22 protein-coding genes and 1 riboswitch are annotated in these 26,737 nt (G+C 57.6%); of the genes, 5 read left to right on the top strand and 17 right to left on the bottom strand.

What is annotated here, in order from left to right; translation table 11 throughout:
- Positions 1–51 precede the first annotated feature (51 nt).
- Complete coding sequence (ilvC, locus tag J7413_RS15460) at positions 52–1,074, top strand: ketol-acid reductoisomerase (protein WP_209065189.1); 1,023 nt, start codon at positions 52–54, stop codon at positions 1,072–1,074.
- 69 nt (positions 1,075–1,143) lie between these two features.
- Positions 1,144–2,070: a DMT family transporter gene (locus tag J7413_RS15455; protein WP_247743562.1), complete on the top strand. Its 927-nt coding sequence runs from the start codon at positions 1,144–1,146 to the stop codon at positions 2,068–2,070.
- 3 nt (positions 2,071–2,073) lie between these two features.
- Here J7413_RS15455 and glmM read toward each other — a convergent pair whose 3' ends face one another.
- The 8 genes from glmM to J7413_RS15415 all read right to left on the bottom strand — a co-directional run bounded on the left by glmM (position 2,074) and on the right by J7413_RS15415 (position 12,862).
- Positions 2,074–3,420, bottom strand: a complete 1,347-nt coding sequence (glmM, locus tag J7413_RS15450) for a phosphoglucosamine mutase (protein WP_209099811.1) — start codon at positions 3,418–3,420, stop codon at positions 2,074–2,076.
- Positions 3,410–4,429 (bottom strand): dihydropteroate synthase, encoded by a 1,020-nt coding sequence (gene folP, locus J7413_RS15445; RefSeq protein ID WP_209099808.1) that lies wholly within the window; start codon positions 4,427–4,429, stop codon positions 3,410–3,412. Before folP ends, glmM begins: the two co-directional genes overlap by 11 nt.
- A gap of 49 nt (positions 4,430–4,478) precedes the next feature.
- Positions 4,479–5,405, bottom strand: coding sequence for a dihydroneopterin aldolase (locus J7413_RS15440; RefSeq protein ID WP_209099806.1), 927 nt, complete (start codon positions 5,403–5,405; stop codon positions 4,479–4,481).
- Positions 5,406–5,530: 125 nt separating this feature from the next.
- Entirely contained in the window at positions 5,531–6,172 is a 642-nt protein-coding gene (locus J7413_RS15435; protein WP_209099804.1) for a cell wall hydrolase, read from the bottom strand.
- 146 nt (positions 6,173–6,318) lie between these two features.
- Positions 6,319–8,811, bottom strand: coding sequence for a putative PEP-binding protein (locus J7413_RS15430; RefSeq protein WP_209100039.1), 2,493 nt, complete (start codon positions 8,809–8,811; stop codon positions 6,319–6,321).
- 133 nt (positions 8,812–8,944) lie between these two features.
- Positions 8,945–11,107 (bottom strand): glycine--tRNA ligase subunit beta, encoded by a 2,163-nt coding sequence (gene glyS, locus J7413_RS15425; protein ID WP_209099802.1) that lies wholly within the window; start codon positions 11,105–11,107, stop codon positions 8,945–8,947.
- Positions 11,108–11,116: 9 nt separating this feature from the next.
- The gene (gltS, locus tag J7413_RS15420; RefSeq protein WP_209099800.1) at positions 11,117–12,328 is read right to left on the bottom strand and encodes a sodium/glutamate symporter; all 1,212 of its coding nucleotides are present in this window, start codon (positions 12,326–12,328) and stop codon (positions 11,117–11,119) included.
- 12 nt (positions 12,329–12,340) lie between these two features.
- On the bottom strand, positions 12,341–12,862 hold the full coding sequence (locus J7413_RS15415; RefSeq protein WP_209099798.1) for a DUF6446 family protein: 522 nt from the start codon (positions 12,860–12,862) through the stop codon (positions 12,341–12,343).
- Positions 12,863–12,969: 107 nt separating this feature from the next.
- Between J7413_RS15415 and J7413_RS15410 the strand changes: the two genes are divergently transcribed.
- The gene (locus J7413_RS15410; protein ID WP_209099796.1) at positions 12,970–13,608 is read left to right on the top strand and encodes a MarC family protein; all 639 of its coding nucleotides are present in this window, start codon (positions 12,970–12,972) and stop codon (positions 13,606–13,608) included.
- 8 nt (positions 13,609–13,616) lie between these two features.
- Here the strand turns inward: J7413_RS15410 and J7413_RS15405 are convergent, their stop codons facing one another.
- The gene (locus J7413_RS15405) at positions 13,617–14,546 is read right to left on the bottom strand and encodes a glycine--tRNA ligase subunit alpha (RefSeq protein ID WP_209099794.1); all 930 of its coding nucleotides are present in this window, start codon (positions 14,544–14,546) and stop codon (positions 13,617–13,619) included.
- Between the two features lie 153 nt (positions 14,547–14,699).
- On the opposite strand from J7413_RS15405, the gene J7413_RS15400 reads away from it, so the two are divergent.
- On the top strand, positions 14,700–16,481 hold the full coding sequence (locus J7413_RS15400) for a serine protease (protein WP_209099792.1): 1,782 nt from the start codon (positions 14,700–14,702) through the stop codon (positions 16,479–16,481).
- 67 nt (positions 16,482–16,548) lie between these two features.
- Here the strand turns inward: J7413_RS15400 and J7413_RS15395 are convergent, their stop codons facing one another.
- The 4 genes from J7413_RS15395 to metZ all read right to left on the bottom strand — a co-directional run bounded on the left by J7413_RS15395 (position 16,549) and on the right by metZ (position 22,234).
- A complete protein-coding gene (locus J7413_RS15395) occupies positions 16,549–18,189 on the bottom strand; it encodes a 5-guanidino-2-oxopentanoate decarboxylase (protein WP_247743561.1) in 1,641 nt (546 codons plus the stop codon).
- On the bottom strand, positions 18,189–19,637 hold the full coding sequence (locus tag J7413_RS15390; protein WP_209100037.1) for a TrkH family potassium uptake protein: 1,449 nt from the start codon (positions 19,635–19,637) through the stop codon (positions 18,189–18,191). Before J7413_RS15390 ends, J7413_RS15395 begins: the two co-directional genes overlap by 1 nt.
- A 130-nt stretch (positions 19,638–19,767) precedes the next feature.
- Complete coding sequence (gene folE2, locus J7413_RS15385; protein ID WP_209099789.1) at positions 19,768–20,868, bottom strand: GTP cyclohydrolase FolE2; 1,101 nt, start codon at positions 20,866–20,868, stop codon at positions 19,768–19,770.
- A 178-nt stretch (positions 20,869–21,046) separates the two neighbouring features.
- Positions 21,047–22,234, bottom strand: coding sequence for an O-succinylhomoserine sulfhydrylase (gene metZ / locus J7413_RS15380; RefSeq protein WP_209099787.1), 1,188 nt, complete (start codon positions 22,232–22,234; stop codon positions 21,047–21,049).
- Positions 22,235–22,301: 67 nt separating this feature from the next.
- Positions 22,302–22,379: riboswitch (SAM riboswitch) on the bottom strand.
- Positions 22,380–22,523: 144 nt separating this feature from the next.
- On the opposite strand from metZ, the gene J7413_RS15375 reads away from it, so the two are divergent.
- Positions 22,524–23,216 carry a glutathione S-transferase N-terminal domain-containing protein gene (locus J7413_RS15375; RefSeq protein ID WP_209099785.1) on the top strand — a complete coding sequence of 231 codons (693 nt, stop codon included), beginning with the start codon at positions 22,524–22,526 and terminating at the stop codon, positions 23,214–23,216.
- Positions 23,217–23,222: 6 nt separating this feature from the next.
- Here the strand turns inward: J7413_RS15375 and J7413_RS15370 are convergent, their stop codons facing one another.
- The 4 genes from J7413_RS15370 to J7413_RS15355 all read right to left on the bottom strand — a co-directional run bounded on the left by J7413_RS15370 (position 23,223) and on the right by J7413_RS15355 (position 26,704).
- Complete coding sequence (locus J7413_RS15370; RefSeq protein WP_209099784.1) at positions 23,223–23,831, bottom strand: inner membrane-spanning protein YciB; 609 nt, start codon at positions 23,829–23,831, stop codon at positions 23,223–23,225.
- A 25-nt stretch (positions 23,832–23,856) separates the two neighbouring features.
- Positions 23,857–24,759 carry an EamA family transporter gene (locus tag J7413_RS15365; RefSeq protein WP_209099783.1) on the bottom strand — a complete coding sequence of 301 codons (903 nt, stop codon included), beginning with the start codon at positions 24,757–24,759 and terminating at the stop codon, positions 23,857–23,859.
- A 79-nt stretch (positions 24,760–24,838) separates the two neighbouring features.
- Complete coding sequence (gene ftsY, locus J7413_RS15360) at positions 24,839–25,981, bottom strand: signal recognition particle-docking protein FtsY (RefSeq protein ID WP_209099782.1); 1,143 nt, start codon at positions 25,979–25,981, stop codon at positions 24,839–24,841.
- Positions 25,982–26,029: 48 nt separating this feature from the next.
- Positions 26,030–26,704 (bottom strand): lysoplasmalogenase, encoded by a 675-nt coding sequence (locus tag J7413_RS15355; protein WP_209099781.1) that lies wholly within the window; start codon positions 26,702–26,704, stop codon positions 26,030–26,032.
- Positions 26,705–26,737: the final 33 nt, after the last annotated feature.

Genomic DNA, 26,737 nt, shown 5'->3' with positions numbered 1-26,737 from the left:
TTCAACAGAATGCCTATTGTGGCCGCAACATCAAACAGAGGAGCGTTCATCATGCGCGTTTATTACGATCGCGATTGCGACATCAACCTGATCAAAGACATGAAAGTGGCCATCCTGGGCTACGGTTCCCAAGGCCACGCACACGCGCTGAACCTGCGTGACTCCGGCGCCAAAAACGTTGTTGTAGCGCTGCGCGAAGGCTCCCCTTCTGCGAAGAAAGCCGAAGGCGAAGGCCTGCAGGTGATGGGCATTGCCGAAGCCGCAGCATGGTGTGACGTGATCATGTTCACCATGCCCGATGAGCTTCAGGCAGAAACCTACAAGAAATACGTACACGACAACATCAAGCCAGGTGCCGCGATTGCGTTTGCCCACGGCCTGAACGTGCACTTTGGTCTGATCGAGCCAAAAGAAGGCGTGGACGTGATCATGATGGCGCCTAAAGGCCCAGGTCACACCGTGCGTGGCGAATACACCAAAGGCGGCGGCGTGCCTTGCCTTGTGGCCGTTGACACCGACGCAACCGGCCGCGCGCTGGAAATCGGCCTGTCCTACTGCTCCGCCATCGGTGGCGGCCGCTCCGGCATCATCGAAACCAACTTCCGCGAAGAGTGCGAAACCGACCTGTTCGGCGAGCAAGCTGTTCTGTGCGGCGGTCTGGTAGAGCTGATCCGCTGTGGTTTTGAAACTCTGGTGGAAGCGGGCTACGCGCCTGAGATGGCCTACTTTGAGTGTCTGCACGAAGTGAAGCTGATCGTGGACCTGATCTACGAAGGCGGCATCGCGAACATGGACTACTCCATCTCCAACACCGCAGAATACGGCCAGTATGTCACCGGCCCACGCATTCTGAAGTACGACGAAACCAAAGCCCGCATGAAAGCTGTTCTGGAAGACATCCAGCAGGGCAAATTCGTGCGCGACTTCATGCTGGAAAATGCTGTTGGTCAGCCAACCATCAAAGCGTCCCGTCGTGCAAACGACGAGCACATGATCGAAGAAACCGGCGCAAAACTGCGCGGCATGATGCCTTGGATCTCTGCTGGCAAAATGGTCGACAAAGAAAAGAACTAATTTCTTTTCAAAGACTTGAAAGGGCGCCGTTGAGGCGCCCTTTTTTATTCTCCCGCTGAAAGCACCCACATGTCAGATCAGACCAGCCCACAGATCACCGCGACAAGCTGGCTTATGGTCGCCACGCTTGGCCTTGTCTGGGGTGGCACGTTCATGGTGCAGAAACTGGCGCTGGAACACTTGCCTCCGCTTTGGGTTGCGGCCGGGCGCCTTGGTTTTGCCGCCTTGATCACAACAGTCATATGGCAAATGCGCGGCGGGCGGATGTTCCGCTCAGACGAACGCGATTGGCCCCGGCTGATCTGGGTGTCGATGCTGAGCGCAGCGGTGCCGTTTATGCTGCTCGCCTGGGCACAGCAATATGTCACGTCCGCCTTTACCGGCGTCTCCATGGCCGCTGTCGCCCTCATCGTTTTGCCGCTGGCGCATTTTCTGGTGCCGGGGGAGCGCATGACGCTAAGGCGAACACTCGGTTTTCTGATCGGCTTCGCCGGGGTTCTGATACTGATTGGCCCAGCCGCCTTTGCCTCAAGCGGCAGCCCACTGGAAAGCTTGGGGCAGCTGGCGTGCCTGTCCGCTGCCGCCTGCTATGCGGTTTCCTCGATCCTGATGCGACGCCTGCCACCACTGGACCCTATTGGGCTCTCGGCCACGACATTGCTGTTTGGAGCCGCTTTGGTGATCCCTCTCGCAGCCCTCCAGCATGGTGCGCCCGCTATGCCGTCTGCAGAGGGGCTGGCAATTGTCGCGGTGCTGGGATTGGTGCCGACGGCTGCGGCGGGCCTTCTCCGCATTCTGGTGATCCGCACGGCAGGACCGGTTTTCATGAGCTTGACCAACTATCAAGTGCCGCTGTGGTCGGTGGTTTTTGGCGCGACCATTATGGGAGAGCCGCTGCCCGGCTCTCTGATCTGGGCAGCCTTACTGATCTTATCGGGCGTCGCATTGAGCCAATATGGAGCACTGCAACGCTTGTTTTTCCCAAACCGCGTGTAGCGATCAAGCCACCGCCGACTGCACCGCATCCACAACGCTGTCTACGGTGCGCTCCAGCAATTGCGCATCTTCGCATTCCGCCATCACCCGCACCAAAGGTTCTGTGCCGGATTTACGGATCAATAGACGCCCCTGCCCTGTCAGCGCATGCTCTGCTGCAGAAATTGCAGTTTGCACAGATGCCGCTTCAAGCGGTGTCTGGCCCTCACCATATCGCACGTTCTTCAGAAGTTGCGGCACAGTTTCAAAGACTTGAGACAGTTCACTTGCAGGCGCGTTACTTTCAACCATCGCAGCGAGGAATTGCAAACCCGCCATCAAACCATCCCCGGTGGTTGCGTAATCAGTCATGACAATATGGCCCGATTGCTCACCGCCAAGATTGTAGCCCCCCTTACGCATGGCCTCGACCACATAGCGATCCCCAACGGCGGTGCGTTCCAGGCGCAAACCTTCGCCCTCCATGAAGCGCTCCAAGCCGAGGTTGGACATCACTGTGGCGACCAAAGCCCCGCCCTTCAGACGACCAGCCTGCGCCCAGCGGGACGCCAGAAGCCCCATGATCTGATCGCCATCAGCCACCTTGCCGTTTTCATCAATGATCATCACGCGGTCGGCGTCGCCATCCAGACAGATGCCAACATCCGCACCATGCGCCACGACCGTTTCCTGTGCTGTTCGGGTGCTGGTAGAACCACAGTTCTGGTTGATGTTGTGCCCATTGGGCGACACGCCAATCGAGATCACCTCTGCGCCCAGCTCCCAGAGCGCTTCAGGGGCGGCACGATATGCAGCGCCATTGGCACAATCGATCACAACCTTCACGCCTCGCAGTGGCAAAGCGCTCGGCAAAGAGCTCTTAACCCGCTCGATATAGCGGAAACGACCATCGTCGATCCGCTTGGCTCGGCCAATGTTTTGCGCCTGCGCAGGCTCAACACCGGTTTCAATCAGGTGTTCGATTTCTGCTTCCGCCTGATCAGACAACTTAAAGCCATCAGGGCCAAAAAACTTGATGCCATTGTCCACTGCAGGATTGTGACTGGCTGAAATCATCACACCTAGATCAGCCCGCATTGACGTGGTCAACAATCCCACAGCAGGCGTTGGCACCGGACCAAGCAACAACACATTCATACCCGTCGACGTGAGACCCGCGGTCAGGGCGTGTTCAAACATATAGCCAGAGAGACGTGTGTCTTTTCCGATCACCACCCGGTGCTCTGTTCCACCATCGTTGCGGAAATAGCGCCCAACCGCTGCTCCAATGCGCAATGCCATTTCAGCGGTCATCGGATAGGTGTTGGCTGTACCGCGCACACCGTCGGTTCCAAAAAACTTACGCGCCATTTGCGTCTCCTGTCGTCACGGCCTGCCACAACTTAAGGGCCTGACTTGTCTCTTCTACGTCATGGACACGCATAATCTGTACACCCTGCGCCGCAGCTGCAAGGGCAACCGCTATAGATCCCGGTGCTCGCTGATCAGCGAGCGGAGCATTGCCGATTGTTCCAATAAAGCGCTTGCGGGACGCCCCAAGCAGAACCGGGCAGCCCAAGCTGTGAAACAGGCTCAAACGCGCCAACAATTTAAGGTTATGATCCAGTGTTTTGCCGAACCCAATCCCGGGATCTACCACAATGTTTTTACGGGAAATTCCGAGGTCTATGAGATGTTCAACTTGTGTTTCAAGGAAGTCATAAACATCCAACAGCACATCATCATACTGCGGGTCTTGCTGCATGGTGGCAGGGTCGCCTTGGGCATGCATGACGCAAACAGGCTGACCCTGCGCCACCGCGAGTGGCGCCAGCTTTGCATCAAAGGTAAAGCCTGACACATCATTGATCAGCGCGGCACCTGCGGATACGGCGGCCTGCGCGACATCAGCCTTGCGTGTGTCAATGCTCACAGGAACCGACGTTTCAGCAGTGATGGCAGCAATCGCTGGTGCGGTTCGCGCGATCTCTGCCTCTATGGGAACAAAGGCCGCGCCGGGCCGTGTCGACTCTCCGCCCACGTCAATCATGTCGGCGCCAGCCGCAACCATACGACGTGCATGTCTCAATGCAGCTTCGGCACCTTCATGCACGCCACCATCAGAGAAGCTGTCAGGCGTGACGTTCAAGATCCCCATCAGGTTGGGGCGCGCCATAGACAGTCCCGCCACCGAAATCCTAGGCATGGTCAGAGGCTGCAAAACCTGCTCAGACACGGCCTCTACAGGCAGGATTTCTGGTGTTGAATTGCGTGAAAGGCGTTCAACATGGGTAAACCAGCACCATCCTCCCGCCAATGTTCGGGCATTGGCAGGGCGAGCGACATCAGTATGCGGGATTGCACGAAAATAATCAGTCATGTGCGCTGAATGGCCAAAACGCCCTCAAAACGCAAGGACTTCAAAAGAATTAGGCGCTCAGCGTTTGATGCCGTACATTCAGATCTGTCGTTGGCGTTTGCGCATTCTCTTGCCCAAGAACCACAAACTCAACCGCCTGCATTTCCTCTGCAAACCAAAGAGCCAGCCCAAGCGCATCGCTGGGCGGCGCAGAAGGACCATCCACGGCATCCAGCACGATCTTGGACGGTGCCCAAACACAGGTTTGGCCGTTTTTCATCGCCCAATCCAGCTCTGTTCGGGTGTCCACAACCACACAGCGGAAGTCGCGCGCGGCAAGCACCCATGCGTTCTGCTCGATGGCCAGAAGGTCAATCCGACGCTGTGTCATCGCATGGCCTGTCTGCGGAGCAGCCATATCGGGCGCACCAACGCACAGGATCAGAGGCACATCAGAAGTCAGCAACTCATCAAGGCAACCAGTCAACTGCTCAGACATGCGTGCTTCGTTAGAGACAAACACCACACGCGGGTGTGGCGCCTCCTCCTCGACGATTTCTTCAACTGGCGCGAGGTGCGCCTTTCGGCTGCGAACAATCTCGACACCCAAAGCACCGGGACCACGATCAAGCTTTTCAATACGCACAAAAACGCGATGAGCTTGCGGCTCCAGAAGAATGCGATCCGCCACTCTTGCGGCCAGTGTCTCCAGTAGGTTGAGCCGCTCCGCGGACAGTTCAAATGCGATCGCCTCTGTCACCTTGTCATAAGAGAGAATGCGATCGACATCATCTTCCACAGCAGGTCCGAGCGGCAGCACCTCTACCACGACGTTGAAACAGATGCGTTGAGTCGTGCCCCGCTCAGCCTGAAACGCTCCGATTTCAACTTCGACTGTATGGTCGCGCAGTGAAATGCGATCCATCGGATCGTCAGACGAGGTCGCTTCTGCGCGTTCTGAAGGATGGGCAAACGCCAGTCGGATTTCGTTGCTCATTTTCTGCCTTCCACGCGCTATTGAGATATGCCGCAAAACTGCGGGTGTGCCGCCCTTTATCAGGCCTCAGGCCATCCGGCTATAGGGCAAACACGGCACAAAACCACGCGAAACCGAAAGAAACGTCAGTTCTGAGAAAGCCTCGTCGGCATCCGGTAGAAATGATGGACGCCTATGGTTGTGGTGCGCTCGTAAACACGCGCCCAACGCGGATTAACCGCCTTTGTGTGATAATGCGTGGCACCGGCGGTGAGTTCCTTGGGCGCGCCATTCAGAAGCAAATCAGCGACCTTGCCGACACGTTCGTAAGCAGAATGCTCGCGGATTTTGTCGGACAAGCCATCACAGTTGTAGGTGAATTGGCATTGATATTTGCGCCCGCTCGCCGTGCCCTGATTGATCACACCGCAAACGCTCTCCGGGAATGCCGAATGCGCCGCGCGATTCAAAATCACTTCGGCCACAGCAAATTGCCCCTTCACACTTTCACCACGCGCTTCAAAGTACAGCGCTTCAGCCATGCATTGCCATTGATCTGTGCGCTTTTCGGTTTTCACGTTCGGCAAGCTATCGATGAAAGCCCGGCTATAGCGAATTTGCGTAGGTTGTGTTTCTTTTGGCGCGAACAGGTCGCGCAAAGTTTTGCCATCAAAAAGTACCAATTGCCGTGGTTTATCTGAGGTAGATTCGGTTGCTGGAGTCGTCTCTGCGTAGCTGTTGCCCACGGTTAGGGCGGCAGCCAAGAAGGATGCAATCAGATAGCGCATGGTGACCTCGTTTGGGGAATATGACCCCGGCAGCTTTAAATCGGGGGCGTTCTTAACGAAAAATAAACCAACCGTCCATACGCCGACATGTCACAGTCGCGAGACCAGATCGATTCGCGCGAAATTCTTATAAATATTCCCTTATTTTACTGGACTTTGTCTTTGATCGCCAGTTGCGCTGCAGCCAGCCGCGCGACGGGCACTCTGAAAGGGGAACAAGACACATAGTCGAGCCCGATCTCGCGGCAAAAGGCTATCGATTCGGGACTGCCACCATGTTCGCCGCACACAGAGAGCGTCAAATCGGGCTGCGCGCGGCGGCCGCGTTCGGCCCCCAAACGCAGCAATTCTCCCACGCCTTCCTGATCCAAAGTGTGGAACGGATCTTCGGGGAAGACGCCCTGCTGCACATAGGGGCTCATGAAGCGCCCGGCGTCATCGCGTGACAATCCGTAGGTCATCTGCGTGAGGTCGTTGGTGCCGAAGCTGAAGAAGTTGCAATGCTGCGCAATATCCTCGGCCCGCAGCGCGGCACGCGGAGTCTCCACCATCACGCCAAGGCGATAGTCAAAATCGCGCGCGCGCTCGGTGCGCACGGCGGCGGCCACCGCATCAATGCGGGTTTTCACCAGTTCCACTTCGCGCTTGGCCGAGACCAGCGGGATCATGATTTCCGGCACAAAAGGCTCGTTGTCGCCGCAGGCATCCAGCGTCGCCTCAAAAATCGCGCGCGCCTGCATATCGAGAATTTCCGGCACCGTGATGCCCAGACGCACACCCCGCATGCCCAACATCGGGTTGTATTCCCCAAGCGCCTCCACGCGGCGGGTCACATCAGACAGCGGCAAATTGAGCGATTCGGCCAGATCGCGCAGGCCAGCACGGTCAGTGGGCAGGAATTCATGCAGCGGCGGGTCAAACAGACGGATGCAGACCGGACGTTTGCCCATGATGTTGAACAGCTCGACAAACATCTCTCGCTGCATAGGCAGCAGGGCCTGCAAGGCCACAGCGCGGTCGGCGGGGGCGTTGGCAAAGATCACTTCGCGCATCGCAATCAGCTGGTCCGCCTCAAAGAACATATGTTCGGTGCGACAGAGGCCGATGCCTTCAGCCTCAAACATCAGCGCGGTTGTGGCGTCTGCCGGGGTGTCCGCATTGGCGCGCACGCCGATATCGCGGCTGAGATCGGCCCAGCTCATCAGCGTTTGGAAGGCATCATCCAGTGCGGCTTCCATCATTTTGGGCTCGCCAGCGAGAATGTTGCCGGTGGTGCCATCCACGGTGATCACATCGCCTTCGCGGAAAATCCGGCCATCGGTTGCGATGATCCGCTTTTTGCGAATTTGAAACCGCATAGAGGTGGCCCCGACCACGCAGGGAAGACCAAGCCCGCGCCCGATCACCGCCGCGTGGCTGGTCATGCCGCCGCGTTCGGTTAAGGCGGCGCTGGCAGCGTGCATGCCGCGAATGTCCTCGGGGTTTGTCTCCCGGCGCACCAGAACACAGGCCTCACCGCGGGCGGCACAGGCCTGCGCCTCTGCGGCGGTGAACACGATCCGGCCGGTGGCCGCGCCGGGGCTGGCGGCAATGCCGCTGCCGATCACATCCCGCTCCGCTTCGCTGTCGACCTGACGGTGCAGGAGTTCATTGAGCGCGCGCGGCTCGATCCGCATCACCGCCTCTTCGCGCGAGATGATCTTGTCTTCGGCCAGCGACACGGCAATGCGCACCGCCGCGCGGGCGCTGCGGTGCACGCGCACACCGTCCAGAATGTGAATCTCGCCGTTTTCCAGCGTGAATTCGATCTGCATCTCTTCGCGCAGACGGGCCCGCATCAGCCCGGCGTATTCGGTCAGCAGCGCAAAGGCGTCCGGCACCTTTTCCTCAAGAGAAGCACCGCGCGCATCCTTTTGCAGAAACAGCGCCCCTGCCCCGGATTTCATCGCGTCCCGACCCTGGCTCTGGCTCATGTAGCGCCCGGTGACCTGCGGCAGACCTGTGTCGCTGTTCACCAGCTGGAGCACGCCGCTGCCGCTTTCGCCATGGCCAACACCCAGCGCCATCGCCTGAATCACAAGGCCAAGCCCCGCATCCGCAGGCGCGCCTTTGGCCTGACGCAAGAGCCGCGCGGTGGTGCCTTCCCAGGCGCGCGCCATGGAGCGCAACACCCCGATCAGCTGTGCGCTGCGGTCTTGCGGGAATGGCTCTTCGGCCTCATCCTCATAAGCTTCAAGAAAATCCGCAACCGCGTCGGGGTCGGAGTTGTCCAGATCATCAAAGATGTCGGGATCCAGCCGCGCCACATGAGTGGAATAGGACTGAATGAATTTCAGATAGAGTTTGGCCGCCGCTTCCGCGCCAATGGTTTCGCTCAAAGAGGCAAGCTGTTCATCGTTCATGCCGATGTTCAGGATCGCACCGGGACCGCCCCAATCAGGATCTTCGGAACTTGGGCGCACGCATAACAACTGCCCATCCTCAAACGGGGCAAGCACCTGCGCCATATCGGGCTGTTCGCCCGCCGCAAGCCCATGCACCGCATCAAAGGACAGCGCGACAGTTGTCGGCACCGGCAGATCAAGCCGCACCAGACGCTGCAGGCATTTGGCCCGCCCGCCATGGGTTGCAGGCGCCATGGGCGCTGTGGGGGTGATCAGGGTGATATGCGAGTCATTCTGCTGCACTGCGGCACCTATTCATTGCGCATCGCAGCATAAACCGCATGGGGCGCGAGGCAAGCCTTTGCTGCCTCGCACGTAGAACTACGCCTTAGCCTTCCACACGTGTCAGGTCTGCGGCCTGCAGACAGATTGTGCGGATGCGCGACAGCAGATTGAGGCGGTTGCGGCGCACAACTTCGTTGTCACTGTTGACCTGCACCGCTTCAAAGAACGCATCAATCGGCGCACGCAGGGAGGCCATGTTTGACATGGCTGACGCGAAATCTTCGGTCTCAATGGCCGAAGAGATCGCCCCTTCCGCCTCATCAAGTGCGGCAAAGAGGGCCTTCTCGCTGCCGTCCTCAGCAAATTTCACATCTGCGCCAAAAGAATATTCCACGCCGTCCTTCTCTTCAGCCTGGCTCAGGATGTTGTTTGCGCGCTTAAAGCCCTGCAGCAGATTCTCGCCATCTTCGGTGGACATGAAATCCTGCAGCGCACGGGCGCGGGCCACCAGAAGCGCCAGATCATCATTGCCCGACATCGCGATGCAGGCGTCGATCACGTCGTGGCGAATGCCCTGATCGCGCAGATAGACCTTGAGACGGTCATGGAAGAAGGTGAGCAGATCCTGAGGCGCAGCATTGGCAATGCCACGCGCCTGTTCGGCGTGCATTTCCATGTGCTTGGCTTCGTCGCCCTCAGCCGCTTTGGATGCGGCTTCCCAGTCATCGACCTTCAACAAAGCCGCAATGCTGGTCTGCGTGATGTCCAGCAAATTGATGCGCAGACCGTTTTCCAGAACCAGACGGATCACACCCAAGGCCGCGCGGCGCAGGGCAAACGGGTCTTTGGAGCCAGTTGGTTTTTCGTCAATCGCCCAGAAGCCCGACAGCGTGTCGAGCTTGTCCGCCATGGCCACAGCCACAGACACCGGTGCGGTTGGCACGTCATCGGATGGGCCCAGCGGGGAATAATGCTCTTCGCTGGCCTGACCAACTTCCGCAGGCAGCTCGGCCGCCTGCGCATAATAGCGCCCCATCAGGCCTTGAAGTTCCGGAAACTCATAAACCATTTCCGAGCTCAGGTCGGCTTTACAGGCCTGCGCGGCCATCTGCGCCAACATCGGATCTGCGTTCACCGATGGGGCCAGCGTGGTCGCGAGATCCGCAATCCGCATCACGCGCGCACCCTGGCTGCCGATCTGGGCGTGGAAGGTCACGTTTTCGAGCTTCTCAACCCAAGGCTCAAAGCCCTGATCCTGCACCGTGCGCACGTCGTTTTCCCAGAAGAATTTCGCATCGCTCAGGCGCGCAAACAGCACCTTCTGGTTACCCGCCAGAATGGTGGCGCCGTCGTCTTTGGTTTCACGGTTGGCAACGGTCACAAACTTTTCGATGCGGCCGGTTTTCGGGTTCTTCACGGAGAAGAACTTCTGGTGCTCTTTCATCGAGGTCTGCAGCACCTCAGGTGGCAGGCCGAGAAAATCCTCTGCGATGTCGCCCATCAGGACCACCGGCCATTCAACCAGACCGGCCACTTCGGCCAGAAGGCCTTTGTCTTCCACCACTTCGAGACCTTGGGCAAAGGCCATGTTGATGGCGTCGTTCCAGATGGTCTCGGCGCGCTCTTCGGCGTTCAGAACCACTTTGCTGCGCTTGAGCTTGACCTCATAGTCCTCAAAGCTGGTCACGGCAAAACGGCCCTCGCCCATGAAGCGGTGGCCTTCGGTGGTGTCACCAGAGGTGATTCCATCGATGTCGAGCGGCACAATGCTGTGGCCTTCCTCAGCGGACAGAATGCACAGGATCGAATGCAGCGGGCGCACCCAACGCAGACTGCCTGCGCCCCAGCGCATGGATTTGGGCCAAGGGAAATTGCGAATGGTGTCTTCGAGCACCTCTGCCACGATCTCTGCCGCCGGACGGCCCGGCTTGGTGATGGTTGCAAAGTAGACCGCACCTTTCGGGGTCTCGCGCTCTTCCAGATCTTCACGTGCCATACCTGCGCCGCGCAAGAAGCCTTCGATTGCTTTGTCAGGCGCGCCTACTTTGGGGCCTTTGCGCTCTTCATTGACGGTCGGGCTCTCGGCCAGCAGGCCTTCCAGCGCGAGTGTCAGACGGCGCGGCGTGGAATAGGCACGTGCATGGGCATAGGTCAAACCGGCCTCGACCAGACCATCCGTCACTTTCTTTTTCAGGTCTTCAGCAGCCCGCGCCTGCATACGTGCGGGGATTTCCTCAGAAAAAAGTTCGATCAGAAGATCTGGCATGACGGATCCTTAGAAGTTCACGATGGTCTGAATAACTATCGCGTTGGCAATATCGACGAAAAACGCCGAAACCAAGGGCAAAACGACAAAAGCGATCGGGGCTGGGCCATATCTCTTGGTCACAGCGGTCATATTGGCAATGGCCGTGGGGGTCGCGCCAAGCGAAAATCCCGCAAAGCCAGCGGCCAAGACAGCGGCTGTGTAGGTGCGCCCCAGCGCAAAGAACAAGACAAAGACAACGAGCGCGACGGTGCAAACCGTCTGGAGCAGAAGCGTTGCGATAATGGCCAAACCGGCATCGTTCAATGTCGAAAAATCCATCGTCATCAAGGAAATCGCCAAAAACGTACCGAGTGCAAACTCTGAAACGATGGCGAGGCTGGGTGTCCGCGCAACGGCCGGGGATTTGGCCGCAAGCCAGTCTTTGGTATTGGCGATAGCAATCCCGCATATCAAACAAGGCACAAATAGCGGCAGCATCAAGCCCAGGTCGCTCAGCACACCATGAAGAATGTAGCCGAAAATGATCGCCATGTGCAGCGCAAGCATCACCCGCATGAGGCTTACGTGGGTGATTTCAAGCCGATCGTTGGCATCATCATACGACACCCCAATCACATCCCCGTCATCCGGGCGACTGGGGCTAAGATTGTGACGCGCAATGAGGTGCTTTGCGATAGGGCCACCGATCAAAGATGCCGCGATAAGACCAAGTGTCGCCATCGCCACGCCAAGCTCAGCCGAACTTTCCAGGCCTGTGGCCTCGGCAACATTTGGGGCCCACGCAATGGCCGTGCCATGCCCGCCAATCAGTGATGCAGACCCCATCAATACGCCGCTTTGTGCAGGCATACCAAAAAGATGTGCCCCAGCAATGCCAACAGAATTCTGGACGAGGATCGCACCAAGGGTCATCACCAACAAAAGACCCAGCATGCGCCCCCCAAGCAAGAGGTCAGACAGACGCGCGTTCAAGCCGATACCGGCGAAAAACAGCACTAGCAGATAGTCTCTTGCAGCCACTTCAAACTCAAGAGACTGACCTGAAACACCGCTGTATACCGCAAACAGTGTCGACGCGATCAAGCCGCCTGTCACTGGTTCCGGGATGTTGAATTCACGAAGAAAGGCCACCTCACGCGTCAGGCGTGCGCCCAATAAGTAGACTGCCAAACCAAGTGTCGAGGTGATAAACTCGGGAAAAACCAGAACATCAGACACGGCGGGCTGCTCCTACTGTTTTTGTGGGCAATGCGTGGGGAGCGGTTTGCCGTCAAAAGCGATCTCTCCGCAATCGTTGATTTCGTTCCAGGCAAATCCACGCCCATCGGGCAAAACGGCAACGATGCGGTCGATCCCGTACTGAACCTCTTTTTCACCCAAAAATGCGAGCGCCTCACCACTTTCCAGCGCTGCGCCGATCTCTTTGGCGTCAAAACAGTCAAACCAGCCCGGCGCATTGCGCGGTTCGGCCGTCTCCAGGAGCATGTAGGTTTCTGTCAACAGCGGCGCGCTCATGGTGGTGGTGAAACAGGCGCGGTAGCGGATCGGCGAGCTTTCGCTGTCGATAGCCCTGAAATTCTCATACAGGATCGGTTCGGGCTGCTCGGTCACCAGCAATGTAAGCTGCACGTCATCTTTGAGATCAGACACGCGCACCTCGTCATAGTAGCCATAGATTTGCAGCCAATACATGGCGATCCCGCCCACCAAAGCTGTCAGCACGATCACACCTCCCAGCAATTTGCCCGTCATGCGGTTGCCCCCTGAATTTCCGTCAGGCTTATGTTGCGCGAAACCGCTGCGCGGCGCACAGTCAAAGCCAAGTGATTGAGTTGATTTGAACCTACCAAGAGATTGTGATGCCCGATAGCTTTGCCGTGGCCATGTTCGGGGCCCTTTTTGCGGTCATGAACCCGTTTGTAAATCTGCCGATTTTCCTGAGCCTGACGGAGGAACTTGCGCTCCCTGCGCAGCGCAAAACCGCGCTTCAGGTGGTGCTCTACACCAGCATTGCCTGTTCGATTGTGGCCGTGGCGGGCGCCGCGATCCTCGATTTCTTTGGCATTTCGGTGGACGCTTTTCGGGTCGCGGGTGGGCTCGTGCTGCTGCAGATCGGTTTTCACATGCTGAACGGCAACAACAGCAGCGCGCATCACGGCACAGAACATGAGCAGGCTGCCGTGGCCAAGGCGCCGGTGGAAAGCATCGCGTTCTATCCGATGACGTTCCCCATGCTGGTGGGCCCCGGCACGATGACCACGCTGATTCTCTATGCCCATCAGGCCAATGGCGCGACAGGCTGGGCGATTTACGCGGCCTGCGTTGCGCTGGTGGTCGGGCTTCTTGCGGTGGTGTTCCTGTTTGCAGGCAATATCGGAAAGCATCTCAGCGCCACAGCGCGCACCATCATGACGCGCCTTATGGGGCTGATCCTGATCGCCATCGCGATTGAAATGGTCGCGGACGGCGCGAAGGTGCTGTTGCCGGGCTTTGCCTAGCATAGGCCTCACGCCGCGTAGCCACCCGCCTCTGTCTGCACAAATGCGTCCGCGCATTGCTTGGCCAGCGCACGCACACGGCCGATATAGGCCTGACGCTCTGTGACCGAAATCACCCCACGCGCATCCAGCAAGTTGAACAGGTGAGAGGCTTTGATGCACTGATCATAAGCCGGGTGCGCCATGATGATGCGCTTGCCGGTTTTGGGATCGATATGTTCCTGCGCGAGGATCTTCTCACACTCGGCCTCAGCTTCTTCAAACTGCTTGAGCAGCACTTCGGTGTTGGCCACGTCGAAGTTCCAGCGGCTGTATTCCTGCTCGGTCTGCTTGAACACATCCCCATAGGTAAGGGCGATGTCGGTCTGGGGATCATTAAACGGCATGTCCATTACGTGGTCCACGCCAAGGACATACATCGCCAGACGCTCCAGACCGTAGGTGAGCTCACCAGAAACGGGGTGGCAGTCATGGCCCCCAACCTGCTGGAAATAGGTAAACTGGCTGACTTCCATACCGTCACACCAGACTTCCCAGCCGAGGCCCCAAGCGCCCAGGGTCGGGCTTTCCCAGTCATCCTCAACAAAGCGGATGTCGTGCATCTCCATGTCAATGCCGATGGCCTCAAGGCTGCCGAGGTAAAGCTCTTGCAAGTTGGGCGGGCTGGGTTTGATCAGCACCTGATACTGGTAGTAGTGCTGCAGGCGGTTCGGGTTTTCACCGTAGCGGCCATCTGTTGGGCGACGTGACGGCTGTACATAGGCCGCTGCCCATGCCTTGGTGCCCAACGAGCGCAATGTGGTGGCTGGGTGAAAGGTCCCTGCCCCAACCTCCATGTCATAAGGTTGCATAATGGCACAGCCTTTTTGAGCCCAGTAGTTCTGAAGCCGCAGGATGATTTCTTGAAAGCTACGAGGTTTGCTGTCGTTATGTGCCATTTTTGTGCCCCTTACAAACGCGGCTCTTGCTTATGCGCAACCCTTGCCGGGGTCAATTGCAGCTTGCGCTAAAATAGAGGTGCAAGAGTGATAGAAACTGATAAACAGACCCCATAATTGAAGATGATCAGAGTTTTAGGGACGACCACCACTATGTTGCGCACTGTTTTGTCGCTGTTTGCGGCTATTTTTTTTAGCGTTACCGCCGTTTTTGCACAGTCTTTGCAAGATGACGTTGTTTGGGTCCAGCTGGAAGCCCGCCCAAGCCTGACAGAAGCAAGCGCCAATATTCGAAGCTACGCGCAACGGATGGATGATGTGAATGGCTTCTCGCTGGGCGGTGGCTGGTATGCAGTTGCGCTCGGCCCTTACAACCGCGCAGACGCCGAAAACGTGCTGCGTGTGTATCGTTCCGAAGGATTGATCCCGATTGACAGCTACATCGCCCTGTCCCGCGACTATCGCAGCCAGTTCTGGCCTGTGGGGGCAAATCTGCTGACCAACCCGGAAAGCATCACGCCGGGCGCGCAGCCGGAGCAGAGCGCCAGCGTTGAGATCACCGAGCAACCGGTTGAAGCCGCTCCTGAGCTCACACAGCCTGTGGTGCAGCAGCTGCCGGATGAAACCGTGGGCCAAGCCCGCGCCAGCGAAGCCCAGCTGACCCGCGCAGAAAAGATGCGCCTTCAGGAGTGGCTGCAGTGGGCTGGTTACTACAACTCCGCAATTGACGGAGCTTTTGGCCGTGGCACCCGCGCCTCTATGTCAAATTGGCAAGCAGACAACGGCTTTGACGCAACTGGCGTTCTGACCACGCTTCAGCGCGACACGCTGCGCCAACAATACTACGCGGTGCTGGAAGGTATGGACCTGCAGGTGGTACGTGATCTGGATGCGGGCATTGAAATGTTGGTGCCATTGGGCGCCGTGTCCAAGACAAATGCGGAATACCCGTTTGTGCAATATGAGGCGGCAAACGGCCCTGCGAAGGTGCTGCTCATCAGTCAGGCAGGCGATCAAAACACGCTGTTTGGCCTCTATGACATCATGCAAACGCTGGAAATTGTGCCGCTCAACGGCCCACGCGAGGGCAAGAAAAACAGCTTCGTTTTGACCGGTCAGAACCGTCAGATGATCAGCCATACAGAGGTGTCGCTGGAGGACGGCGAAGTCAAAGGCTTCACACTGGTCTGGCCCAACGGCGATGAAGAGCGCCGCACCCGTATTCTGGACGAGATGCGCGCAAGCTTCACCCGCCTTGGCGGCACTCTGGACCCCGCAGCGGGAGACAGTGCTGCCCAGGATATCGACCTGCTAGCAGGCCTTCAGATCCGTAAACCCAAGCAATCGCGATCTGGCTTCTTTATTGACCGCAACGGCCATGTTCTGACCACTGCGGAGGCGGTGCAGAGCTGCTCCAAGATCACCCTCGAAGAAGACTACGACGCCAAGGTCGCCGTATTGGATGAGGCGCTTGGCGTTGCCATTCTTGCCCCCATGAGCCCGCTGGCGCCGATTGATGTGGCTGCGCTGCGCGACGGCGCACCACGCATACAATCCGATGTGGCTGTGGCTGGCTACTCTTTTGAAGGCGCGCTGGGGGCACCCACCGTGACCTTTGGCAAGCTTGCCGACGTGAAGGGATTGCGTGGAGAACGCGAACTGGCACGGTTGGCGCTTGAGATCGAGCCCGGCGACTGGGGTGGCCCGGTGTTTGACGCAGGCGGCGCGGTTTTTGGCATGCTCCTGCCGCGAGATGCGCAGAGCGCCCAGCAGCTGCCAAGTGACGTAAACTTTGCAGTCAACTCGGACGCGCTCCGCGCCTTGCTGGCGCAGGAAGGCATCAACGCAGGTCTGGCAAGCAGCGCCCAAAGCCTCGCACCAGAGGATCTCAGCAAACGCGCCAGCGACATGACCGTATTGGTCAGCTGCTGGTAAGCACTGCCCCATTATGCAAAAAGGCGGCCCCAAGTGGAGCCGCCTTTTTTGTTGGCCAACGTCTCTCCTAGCGTGCGGACAATGCGGCTGTCATGCGGATCAGGGTTGGACGATCTGCTTCAAACGCCTCGATCAAAGCCTGCTGCAGCTCTTTGAGCGAAGCGGGTTCCTGCGCCAGACAGCCATAGCTTTCCGCGAGCTGACAGAAATTCGGATTGTGCGCGATCACCGCATTCGGGGCGATCTGGCTTTCGACCATGCTGTCTTCGATCTCTTTGAGCTTGTGGTTGTCCCACAGAAGGATCGGGATCGGCAGCTTCATCTCTACGGCGGTGCCAAGTTCCTGTACGGTGTACTGAAAGCCATAGTCGCCTGCGATGCAGACCGTGGGTTTGCCAGGGCGCCCCATTGCGCCGCCAATCGAGGCAGGCAGCGCATATCCCAGCGTCCCAAAGCCGGTGGGATGATGCCAATACCCAGAGCGAGGCATGTTCCATACCTCTTTGGCAACATAGGCAAACTGAGTCATATCCGAATAGATCATCGCCTCATCTGGCATCACATCGCCAAGCGCATCGCAGATCTCTGCAATTCCGGGACGCTCTGCATCCGTTTCAGCGCGGAAGCGGGCCTTGGTTTTGGCGATCTCTGCGACATCCCACTTGGGCGTTGCGGATGCCTCAGGCAAGGTAGTCAGCAATGCGTCAACAAATTGCTTGCCATCACATTGAACAGCGATGTCAGCGCGGTGGCGATCTGCCAGTACTTCAGGGTCGATATCGACGCGCACCAGCGTACCCTGATGGCCCAATGCATCGCGCCACAGGTCACATTCAGACAGCTCCGTCCCAATGGCAATAACCAGATCCGCGCCACCAATGATGCGCTCGCTTTCGCCCCGGCCGAGATAGGTGCCAAAGCTGAGAGACTCGTCCGCTGACAGCAGGCCACAACCCGCGTAGGTCATGAACGCCGCTGCACCGCTGCGCTGTAGCAGCTCACGCACGGCAGCATCGACGGTGGCATTGCGCGCATGCTCCCCATGCGCCACCAGCCCGCCCCCAAAAACAAAGAGCGGTTTGCGCGCGGCTGTCAGCCTATCCGCCAACACCGTGAGATCTAGTACGCCAGACGCGCTGGAGAATGCGGCATTGGCACCAAGCGCACACGCGCTTGCCTCAACCGCCATACTGCCCAGCAAACCAATCGGCACCTGAATGTGTTTGGGGCGCTGCCGTTTGCTGGCAAATTCCACAAAGGCGCGGTCGATCAGATCATAAGCGGCGCGGGCTGTGCGCGCCTCTTCAGACCAGTCACACACAGTAGCAGCCGCGCCGCGCTGATCGCGCATTTGGTGGAGCTGCCCGCGATGACCGACGTGTTCGTCCAGACAGCTCGACAGGGTCAGTACCGACACGCTATCAGAATAAGCCTGACCAAGGGGGGTCAGAATGTTGCAAAGCCCCGGACCGGTGATCACATAGGCCACCCCCGGCTTGCCGCTTGCACGGGCATATCCGTCGGCCATAAAGCCCGCGCCCTGTTCATGGCGCGCCAACACGTGGGTGATGCCCGCCTCCTCAATCCCGCGGTACATCTCCACATTGTGCACACCGGGGATGCCAAAAATCACATCCACGCCACGCGCTTTCAACATGTGCGAAATCTGCGCCCCCAAGGGGCGCATCTCCTGCCCGGTCGTTGCCATCAGGCCCTCCAGAATTGAACAGTAAAGAGAACAAACACCGCCAAGAGTTCCAAACGGCCAAGCAACATGCCAGCCGACAGAAGCCATTTGGCCGTGTCATTGAGAGATGAGAAGTTGCCCGCTGGCCCGATGATGTCGCCAAGCCCTGGCCCGATGTTGGCAATCGCAGAGGCGGCGCCTGATAGGGAGGTGACAAAATCAAGTCCTGTCATGCTCAGAAGCACAGCCAACGCCCCAAGGCTCACGGTGAAGAAGACAAAGAAGGTCATCACAGAATTCAGCGCCTCTTCATCCACCTTGCGGCCTTGGTAGCTCAGGATGAAGACCCCGGAAGGGTGCTGAATGCGGCGCAACTGCACCCGGATCGCGGAGAAAAGCAGTTGGTAGCGGAAGATCTTGATCGAGCAGGCTGTAGAGCCCGCGCAGCCGCCGATCAGCCCGATGAAAAAGAACATGGCAACAATGAAAGATCCCCAGGTCATGTAGTCTACACTCGCATACCCCGTGCCCGAAATAATGGAGGTGATGTTAAACAGCGCCTCGCGAAAGGCGCTTTCCCAATGATGCGGAAAAACGGTTGTTAGAATGATCGTGAACAGCACCACAAGGATCGCAATCGTGACCAAGAACAAACGCACCTGACTGTCATTCAGCAGAGGTCTGGTGTGGCCGTTCACCAATTGAACGTAGCGCACAAACGGCAAAGCAGAGAGGATCATGAACAGCGTTGCGACATATTCCAAGGGGCCTGAAAAGGCGCCGAACGATGCGTCATAGGTGGAAAACCCACCGGTAGATATTGTGGTCAGCGCGTGTACGAGCGCATCAAAAGGCGCCATTCCGACCACCACATACGCCAACATGCATGCCAAAGTCAGGCCAGCGTAAATAGTTGAAATTTGGCCGGAAATCGCCGTTGCCCGTGGCAGAATTTTACCCATCGTGTCAAAACCTTCAGATCGAAAGATCTGCATGCCGCCCACACGAAGTTCCGGCAAAAAAACCATCGCAACCACAATGATCCCGATACCGCCAAGCCACTGAAGCAATCCACGCCAAAGCAACATGCCGCGCGGAAGCTCTTCCAGTCCCGAAAAAACTGTGGCTCCCGTGGTGGTGAGACCGCTCATTGACTCAAAAAAGGCATCAACGACCCGTGCCTCAGTGGCTCCCAAAATAAAAGGAAGCGCGCCAAACATTGGCAAGGCAAGCCAAACCCCTGTCGTCAGGAGAAAGGTTTGCTGCAACGTCAGCCCGTTGCCGCGACCATTGTGACAGCACAACGCCACCAACACGCCCGTCAAACACGTGATCGCACCACTCAGAAAGAAGGCTTCCCAATGCGGTGTGCCATCAGCAATATCAAGCGCCATGGGGACAAACATTGTCGCACCCAAAATAGCCACAAGAAGGCCAATGACGTATCCAACAGGTCGTAGATCAAGCATGCGCGCAGCGTTGGCGGTTGCCACCTCCGCTGTCAAGCAGGATACAACAGAGCGATGAAAACGGTCCCGCTGCCGACGCAGGAAACTCAGCAAGCGACGCAAAGGCAGTGAGCGGATAGATTGTTTGCTGCTAGCCTACGTGGAACAGCGTTGTGAACAGTTTAGGATCCAAGCTGTATGACGCAAACAGTGGGCCATCCGTCAATACAGACACCGCATCATGGCTGTGTAGGCTTTCCTGATGGCTGGCAATCACACGGAAGTCACCGATGCGCGGATCCGCCTTGAGCTGCTCACAGAATAGGCGCGCGGCATCCTCCACAAAGATTGGATTGGCAGCGTTCAACTCCGCGAATGCCTGCTCATCCTCGCGCTTGACCATCACCTGCGTCTCGGTTGGCACCGCTGCGCGCGCAAGGTCGATCAGGTCCTCAAACCAGAGTTTTGGCTGATCCACGACTTCGACAGAGATCCGCGCCACGGAACGCTGCGAGTGCGGTGTGGCAAGCTGGCCACGCGACATCCGCGCATGTTCGCTTAACTCCAGCGAACACGGACATGTCGAAGAATAAACATAGTCCAGATGCATGATCTTGTGCATTGTGCCGCCGTGCTGAACCTTCTCCAGCGCGATGTCATAGTACTGATACCCCGCCAGACCAGAGCGGAGCGATTCGATCTTCATCGGATAGGAGAACCGCATCTGAAGACGGGCGTCAAAGCTCTCCAGATCGGTGATGTAATCCGCCAGCGCGGCCTCCATCACCGAAAAGCTGAAGGTTTTCTCAGCGTGTTTATAAAACGAGCGCATGATCCGGGACATGTTGATGCCCTTTTTATCGGCCTCAAGGCTCACCGTGCCGGTCACGCTGGTTTCCAGGGTGATGTCGCCGTTGTCGCGAGTATGGAAGCGGATCGGAAGGCGGAAATTGGAAATCCCGACGTGCTGGATCTGTTGCTTCTCACCTTTGATCAGGCTGGAGGGGCCATTCTGCAGATCCGGCAGGGTTGCGCGATAGTCAGGTGTCGCCTCAAAATCATGCGGATATTCGCGTGAAAGCGACGGGTAATTAACCAAAGGCTGATCCGGCAGAAGACGGGAAATGGCAGGATCGAGTTCTGCAATCTCAGTCACAGACGCAGTCTGCGCCCAAGCCCTGAGACGGGCCAGTGCATCTTCTGCTTCTTCAAGCGTCACGTTCCCGTCATTCTTGGGAGACTGAATGTTCATGACCAAGCACCCTTTGCGTCCTGACCCTGACTACCTTAATCTGTCAGAGAAAAAATAGCTAATTTCGAATTCAAATACGCGTAAAGCGGCATCTTGGTTCATCTTTTGTAAGTCATACAAAAAAGCGGCGCCCGAGCCTTTGCCCCAGGCGCCGCTCTCGCATAAAGCGTAAATGGGCTTATCTTTGGGCCGCTTCAAGTGCGTTGGAAATATCGGCAATCAGGTCTTGTGTATCCTCAAGTCCTACAGAGAAACGCACCAGACCCGGCGTGATACCCAACTCATCTTTTTGCGCATCAGACAGACGTTGATGCGTGGTGGTCGCCGGGTGGGTTGCAATGGATTTTGCATCCCCGAGGTTATTTGAGATCACAGCAATTTCCAGCGCGTTTAGGAATTTAAACGCTGCGTGCTGACCACCTTTCAGATCGAGCGACAGGACTGTGCCGCCTTTTCCATCCAGCTGCTTCTGAACCAATGCCGCCTGCGCGTGGCTTGCCAGACCCGGATAAATGGTGCGTGCCAACGCAGGATGGCCTTCGAGTGCTTCGGCAATGGCAAGCGCACTTTCGGCCTGCGCGCGCACACGCAGGTCAATGGTCTCAAGTCCTTTGAGCATCACCCAGGCATTGAACGGGCTCATGCTGCCACCGGTATGCTTCATGTAGGGCTCAAGCGTGCCGCGGATGAAATTCTTGGTGCCAAGCACCACACCGCCCAGCGCGCGGCCCTGCCCGTCGATGTGTTTGGTGGCGGAATAGATCACCACATCAGCGCCCTGCTCGATCGCGCGGCTGAACACAGGTGTGGAGAACACATTGTCCACCACAACCAGAGCGCCGACCTCATGGGCGATCTGCGCCACGGCGGTGACGTTGATCACCTCAAGTGTCGGGTTGGACATACTTTCAAAGAACACCGCCTTGGTATTGGGCCGCATCGCCGCCTTCCAGGCCGCGAGATCGGTGCCATCCACAAAGGTCACCTCAACGCCGTAGCGGGTGAGGATGTTCTCAAGAATATAGAGACAGGAGCCAAACAGCGCTTTGGCGGAAACAACGTGGTCACCAGCTTGCAACATCGAAGTCAGCGCACCGCTGACTGCTGCCATGCCGCTTGCGGTGGCAAAGGCGTCCTCTGCCCCTTCCAGCGCGGCAATACGCTCTTCAAACATCGCAACCGTCGGGTTGCCATAGCGCGCGTAGATGAACTCATCCGGTCCGGTTTCGATAAAGCGCGCCTCAGCCTGCTCTGCGGTCTCGTAGACAAACCCTTGGGTGAGGAAGATCGCCTCGCTCACCTCGTTATACTGGCTGCGCCGCGTGCCGCCGTGCACAAGCTTCGTGCGTTTGTTCCAATCGCTCATGTCATCATCTCCCGGGCCGTCTCTGGTTGGCCCAAATAAAAAGCCCCGTTCCGGCCAAGCGGAAGGGGGCTCCTTCATCCTGACCTCTTTAGCGGCATGTTTTACGTGGCCCGCAATCCGGTAACAAATCGCCACGCCCGCGCTTTACGCCTCAGCTCTATAAAGGTCAAGGCTGCAGCGCTGCGGTCACATTTGCTTGAGGATATGTGGACTATTAAGAGATCGCAGTCCCCCTCTTGCGGCACCGCGCGAAACCGGCATCATGGCGCACATCTCAGGAGGGGCACCCATGTCATCTGACTCGATTGATCTTTACTACTGGCCCACACCAAACGGCTGGAAAATCTCCATCGCGCTGGAGGAGATGGGGCTGCCCTATGCGACCCATCTGATCAACATCGGCAAAGGCGATCAGTTTGCGCCCGATTTCCTGCGCATTGCGCCAAACAATCGGATGCCCGCAATTGTCGACCCGGACGGCCCGGATGGCAAACCTGTTTCCGTGTTTGAAAGCGGCGCGATCCTGACCTATCTCGCCCGAAAAACCGGCCAGTTCATGGGACAGAGCGAACGCGACCGGATCGCGGTGGAAGAATGGCTGATGTGGCAGATGGGCGGACTTGGCCCCATGGCCGGACAGACCCACCACTTCCTCAAATACGCGCCTGAAGACATTGCCTATGCCAAGGATCGCTATCGCGCCGAGGCCGCGCGGCTTTATGGCGTGCTCGACCGGCGTCTGGCGGAGCATGAATATGTCGCCGGAGATTTCTACTCGATTGCGGATATGGCGATCTGGGGCTGGGCCTCGCTCTGGGAAGGGCAGGAACAAACCCTTGAAGACAAACCCCATATGGCGCGCTGGCTCAAAACCCTGTGGGATCGCCCCGCGCTGCGCCGGGGTCGCGCCCTGCACGCAGATCTGCGCGCAGACCGCTCTGACACCTGGGTGCAAGCCGACCTGTTTGGGACGGACACCTAAGCCGGATCAGGTTTCCTTTGTGTCTTCTTCAATGGCGTAGTCCTGAAAGATCTTGCCCTGCGTCATGAAGAAGACAAACACCGCCGCCGTTAGGCCGAAGGTCTTAAAATAGACCCAAGTGTCGGTGGTTTGGGTGCGCCAGATGATTTCGTTGAGCGCCGCAAGGCCAAAGAAGAAATAGGTCAGCCGCTTGGTCAGCAGCATCCAACCCTCTTCTTTGAGCGGCATCATCTCCTCCATGACCACCTTCAGGTAGCTCTGTCCGCGCAGCAGCCCAAAGCCCAGAATGCCGCCGAACAGCAGGTAGATCATGGTGGGCTTGATCTTGAAGAAGCGCTCATCGTTGAGCCAGACCGACAGGCCACCAAACACCACAACCAGCACCAATGTGGCGATTTGCATCTTGCTGATCTTGCCGGTCAGACGCCAAAGGATCACCGTCGTCAGGGTCAGGAGCGGGATGAAGCCAGCAGTCGCCAGAATGAAGCCGTCATAGTCGGTGCCGCCAACGGTAAAGGTCTGATCGCGCATCCGCAGATAGGCCACAAAGAAAGCCACGATCGGGCCCATCTCCAGCACCATTTTCACAACCGGATTGATCTTCTTCTCTGCCATTGCGCGTTTCCTCTCTTCAGGCGTCCTATCCGCCCATTTCCACTATCACAGCCCCGGCCGCAATCAATGCCATCAAGGCAATCCGACGCGGGCCAACGGTCTCTTTCAACACCAGCCAGCCAATCAGGGCTGCAAACACAGGCGAGGTCTCCCGCAGCACCGCAGCCTCGCCAACCTTATCAAGCCGCGTGGCCAGCATCACAGAGCCAAAGCTCGCAAAGGCCACCAGCCCGCCAAAGAAGCCCCGCGTCATGAGCGGCCCCAGGGTGGGCGGGTTTTCCATCCGTCGCCAGCGGCGCGCGGCTATGATCGGAAACACCAGACCGTCGATGAAAAAGAACCACGCCAGAAAGGTAAATGGGTCTGCGGTGGCGCGAATGCCATAGGCGTCGTAAGTGGTGTAGAGCGCCACAAACAATCCGGTGAAGACAGCGATCACCATGGCAGAGACCAGCGTATCGCGGCCTTCCGTCATAAAAACCATGTTGTAGACCGCGAGCCCCAGAATGCCCGACATCAGGACGGCCACCCCGAGCCACTGAACCGCGCTGAAGGTTTCGCCAAAGATCAGATAAGCGCCAATCACGGTGAAAAACGGGCCCGTGCCGCGCACCACCGGATAAACTACGGTGAAGGCGCCTTTGGTGTAGGCCCAGCCCTGCAAAAGCTTGTAGCCGGTGTGGATCACGAAGGCTCCGGCAAAGATCGGCCACATATGCGGCTCCGGCCAAGGCACCACAAACAGCGCAAACGGCAGCGCCATGGCGCCATAGCTGAAATCAATTGCGCCACGTGTCAGCCAGGGATCATGCCGCCCCTTCTGAAGCGCGCCAAAGACCGCGTGCAGAAAGGCGGCGGACACAGCCAGGATCAGCGCGAGTTGTTGGCCAGCCTCGGTCCCGGCCAAAGACACGAGCCATGCACTCATTCTGTGTTATCCGTCACACATAAGAGCCGGGGGGGTTCACCCCCCGAACCCCCGGAGGATATTTGAGGCAAAAGGAAGATCAGCTCTGCTCCACACCGATCAGGGCAGTGGCAAACTCTTCCGGATCAAACGGTTGCAGATCATCAATCTGCTCTCCCACGCCAATCGCGTGAATGGGCAGGCCAAATTTATCCGCGAGCGAGACCAGAATGCCGCCTTTGGCGGTGCCATCCAGTTTGGTCATCACGAGACCGCTAACGTCCGCGAGCTTCTGGAAAGTCTCAACTTGGTTGATCGCATTTTGGCCTGTTGTGGCGTCCAGCACCAGAAGCGTGTTGTGCGGGGCTTCAGGATCTTTTTTGCGGATCACGCGCACAATTTTAGCCAGCTCCTCCATCAGATCCTGACGGTTCTGCAAGCGGCCAGCGGTATCAATCATCAAAAGATCTGCACCATCCGCTTCGGCCTTTGTCATGGCGTCAAAGGCGAGACTTGCAGGATCAGACCCTTCTGGCGCGGTTAACACGGGCACACCTGCCCGGTCCCCCCAGACCTGCAACTGCTCGACTGCCGCCGCACGAAAGGTGTCTCCCGCGGCAATGACCACAGATTTGCCCGCAGCCTGAAACTGACTGGCAAGTTTACCAATGGTTGTGGTTTTTCCTGCACCGTTCACACCAACGATCAAAACCACTTGCGGTTTTGACGGATAAAGCGGCATTGGGCGCGCCACAGTTTCCATGATGCGAGACACTTCGCCCGCCAACAAGCCCTTGATCTCAGGCGTGGAGACACGACGCCCCATGCGGCCTTCCGCGATATTCGCGGTGACGCGCAAGGCGGTGTCCACTCCCATGTCAGAGGCGATCAGCAGCTCTTCAAGCTGCTCAAGCATGTCATCGTCAAGCTCTCGTTTCACCACAGGCGCGCTGCGGCCCTGTCCGGTCAGGCGCGATAGCAAGCCGGGCTTGGGGGCCGGCACAGTTTGCGACTCAGGCGCAGGAGATGATGCGGGTGTCGGTTTGGGCGCTTCAGCAGGCGCCTCAAAGGTGGGCGCGCTGACGGCTGCAGGTGCCTCCGCAGGTGCCTCAGGCGTCGCCTCCTGCACAGCGGGAGCTTCTGCCTCCACTTCACCGCCATCTTCGACAATCGCCTCGAGCCCCTCCTCCAGTTTGGAAGAGGATTTGAACAACCTGTCCTTGAGCTTTGAGAAAAACGCCATGTGGGTCTCCGAAACTGTTGGAACTCAGTTAGTCTGAATTTACAGGATTTAAAAGAGCGGTGTCTGCCAACCAACTCCTGCGACAATCAAAAATTGACCGGCAGCGTAAAAGCCCCAAATAGCAACGGAGGTCAGAGGATATAACCCACTCTCTTCCCGCATGCGAAAAAGCTGCATCGCCAAAAGTGTATCAGACACAATAAATGCGACAGCCCCGACCATCGCCAAAGCATGCGTTGTCAACGCCAGCGCAGAAACCCCCATCAAACTGATCAAGACGACGTAAAACCTGACAAACCAACGCAACTTTCCGGTGTGAGGACTTAACCAAATCTCTGTGGAAAGTGCGAGCGCGACAAGAACGGGCAACATGAACGACACTGTCAACGCGCCACCGCCCAGCGTCCAAAAATGCCAGCTGTAGGCAATGTGAACCAGACTGAACGCACCGAGCCCCAGCAGAAAAGGCCGCTCTCCGTTTCGTGACAGCGCAAAATCACCGAGGGCCGAACAAACCAATGCAAACGCAACCACACTTGATCCAAAGCTGACGAAAAGTGCACCAGCACAGGCTGCCATCGGAACAGTCTTTATAACAGTTTTCCATAGGCTCTGCGGTCGATAGCAATAAAATGCCCCATAAATCACAGCAGCCAAAAGCCCGACGCCCAACAGAATCAAACGCAAATTCTGACGAAAGGCGATTTCCTCAATAATACTCATAAAAACCTTAGTCTGTTTTCTTGCACTGTAGAC

Origin of the sequence: Shimia sp. R10_1 (assembly GCF_017744095.1) — a bacterium.
Taxonomy (GTDB): Bacteria; Pseudomonadota; Alphaproteobacteria; order Rhodobacterales; family Rhodobacteraceae; genus Shimia.
This window is presented reverse-complemented; position numbering and strand designations above follow the sequence as displayed.

Excerpts from the sequence above, each read along its gene's own strand:
- ilvC (WP_209065189.1), top strand. The coding sequence starts at position 52 with ATGCGCGTTTATTACGATCGCGATTGCGACATCAACCTGATCAAAGAC.
- J7413_RS15455 (WP_247743562.1), top strand. The coding sequence starts at position 1,144 with ATGTCAGATCAGACCAGCCCACAGATCACCGCGACAAGCTGGCTTATG.
- glmM (WP_209099811.1), bottom strand. The coding sequence starts at position 3,420 with ATGGCGCGTAAGTTTTTTGGAACCGACGGTGTGCGCGGTACAGCCAAC.
- folP (WP_209099808.1), bottom strand. The coding sequence starts at position 4,429 with ATGACTGATTATTTTCGTGCAATCCCGCATACTGATGTCGCTCGCCCT.
- J7413_RS15440 (WP_209099806.1), bottom strand. The coding sequence starts at position 5,405 with ATGAGCAACGAAATCCGACTGGCGTTTGCCCATCCTTCAGAACGCGCA.
- J7413_RS15435 (WP_209099804.1), bottom strand. The coding sequence starts at position 6,172 with ATGCGCTATCTGATTGCATCCTTCTTGGCTGCCGCCCTAACCGTGGGC.
- J7413_RS15430 (WP_209100039.1), bottom strand. The coding sequence starts at position 8,811 with ATGGCGCCTGCAACCCATGGCGGGCGGGCCAAATGCCTGCAGCGTCTG.
- glyS (WP_209099802.1), bottom strand. The coding sequence starts at position 11,107 with ATGCCAGATCTTCTGATCGAACTTTTTTCTGAGGAAATCCCCGCACGT.
- J7413_RS15415 (WP_209099798.1), bottom strand. The coding sequence starts at position 12,862 with ATGACGGGCAAATTGCTGGGAGGTGTGATCGTGCTGACAGCTTTGGTG.
- J7413_RS15410 (WP_209099796.1), top strand. The coding sequence starts at position 12,970 with ATGCCCGATAGCTTTGCCGTGGCCATGTTCGGGGCCCTTTTTGCGGTC.
- J7413_RS15405 (WP_209099794.1), bottom strand. The coding sequence starts at position 14,546 with ATGGCACATAACGACAGCAAACCTCGTAGCTTTCAAGAAATCATCCTG.
- J7413_RS15400 (WP_209099792.1), top strand. The coding sequence starts at position 14,700 with ATGTTGCGCACTGTTTTGTCGCTGTTTGCGGCTATTTTTTTTAGCGTT.
- J7413_RS15395 (WP_247743561.1), bottom strand. The coding sequence starts at position 18,189 with ATGGCAACGACCGGGCAGGAGATGCGCCCCTTGGGGGCGCAGATTTCG.
- J7413_RS15390 (WP_209100037.1), bottom strand. The coding sequence starts at position 19,637 with ATGCTTGATCTACGACCTGTTGGATACGTCATTGGCCTTCTTGTGGCT.
- folE2 (WP_209099789.1), bottom strand. The coding sequence starts at position 20,868 with ATGAACATTCAGTCTCCCAAGAATGACGGGAACGTGACGCTTGAAGAA.
- metZ (WP_209099787.1), bottom strand. The coding sequence starts at position 22,234 with ATGAGCGATTGGAACAAACGCACGAAGCTTGTGCACGGCGGCACGCGG.
- J7413_RS15375 (WP_209099785.1), top strand. The coding sequence starts at position 22,524 with ATGTCATCTGACTCGATTGATCTTTACTACTGGCCCACACCAAACGGC.
- J7413_RS15370 (WP_209099784.1), bottom strand. The coding sequence starts at position 23,831 with ATGGCAGAGAAGAAGATCAATCCGGTTGTGAAAATGGTGCTGGAGATG.
- J7413_RS15365 (WP_209099783.1), bottom strand. The coding sequence starts at position 24,759 with ATGAGTGCATGGCTCGTGTCTTTGGCCGGGACCGAGGCTGGCCAACAA.
- ftsY (WP_209099782.1), bottom strand. The coding sequence starts at position 25,981 with ATGGCGTTTTTCTCAAAGCTCAAGGACAGGTTGTTCAAATCCTCTTCC.
- J7413_RS15355 (WP_209099781.1), bottom strand. The coding sequence starts at position 26,704 with ATGAGTATTATTGAGGAAATCGCCTTTCGTCAGAATTTGCGTTTGATT.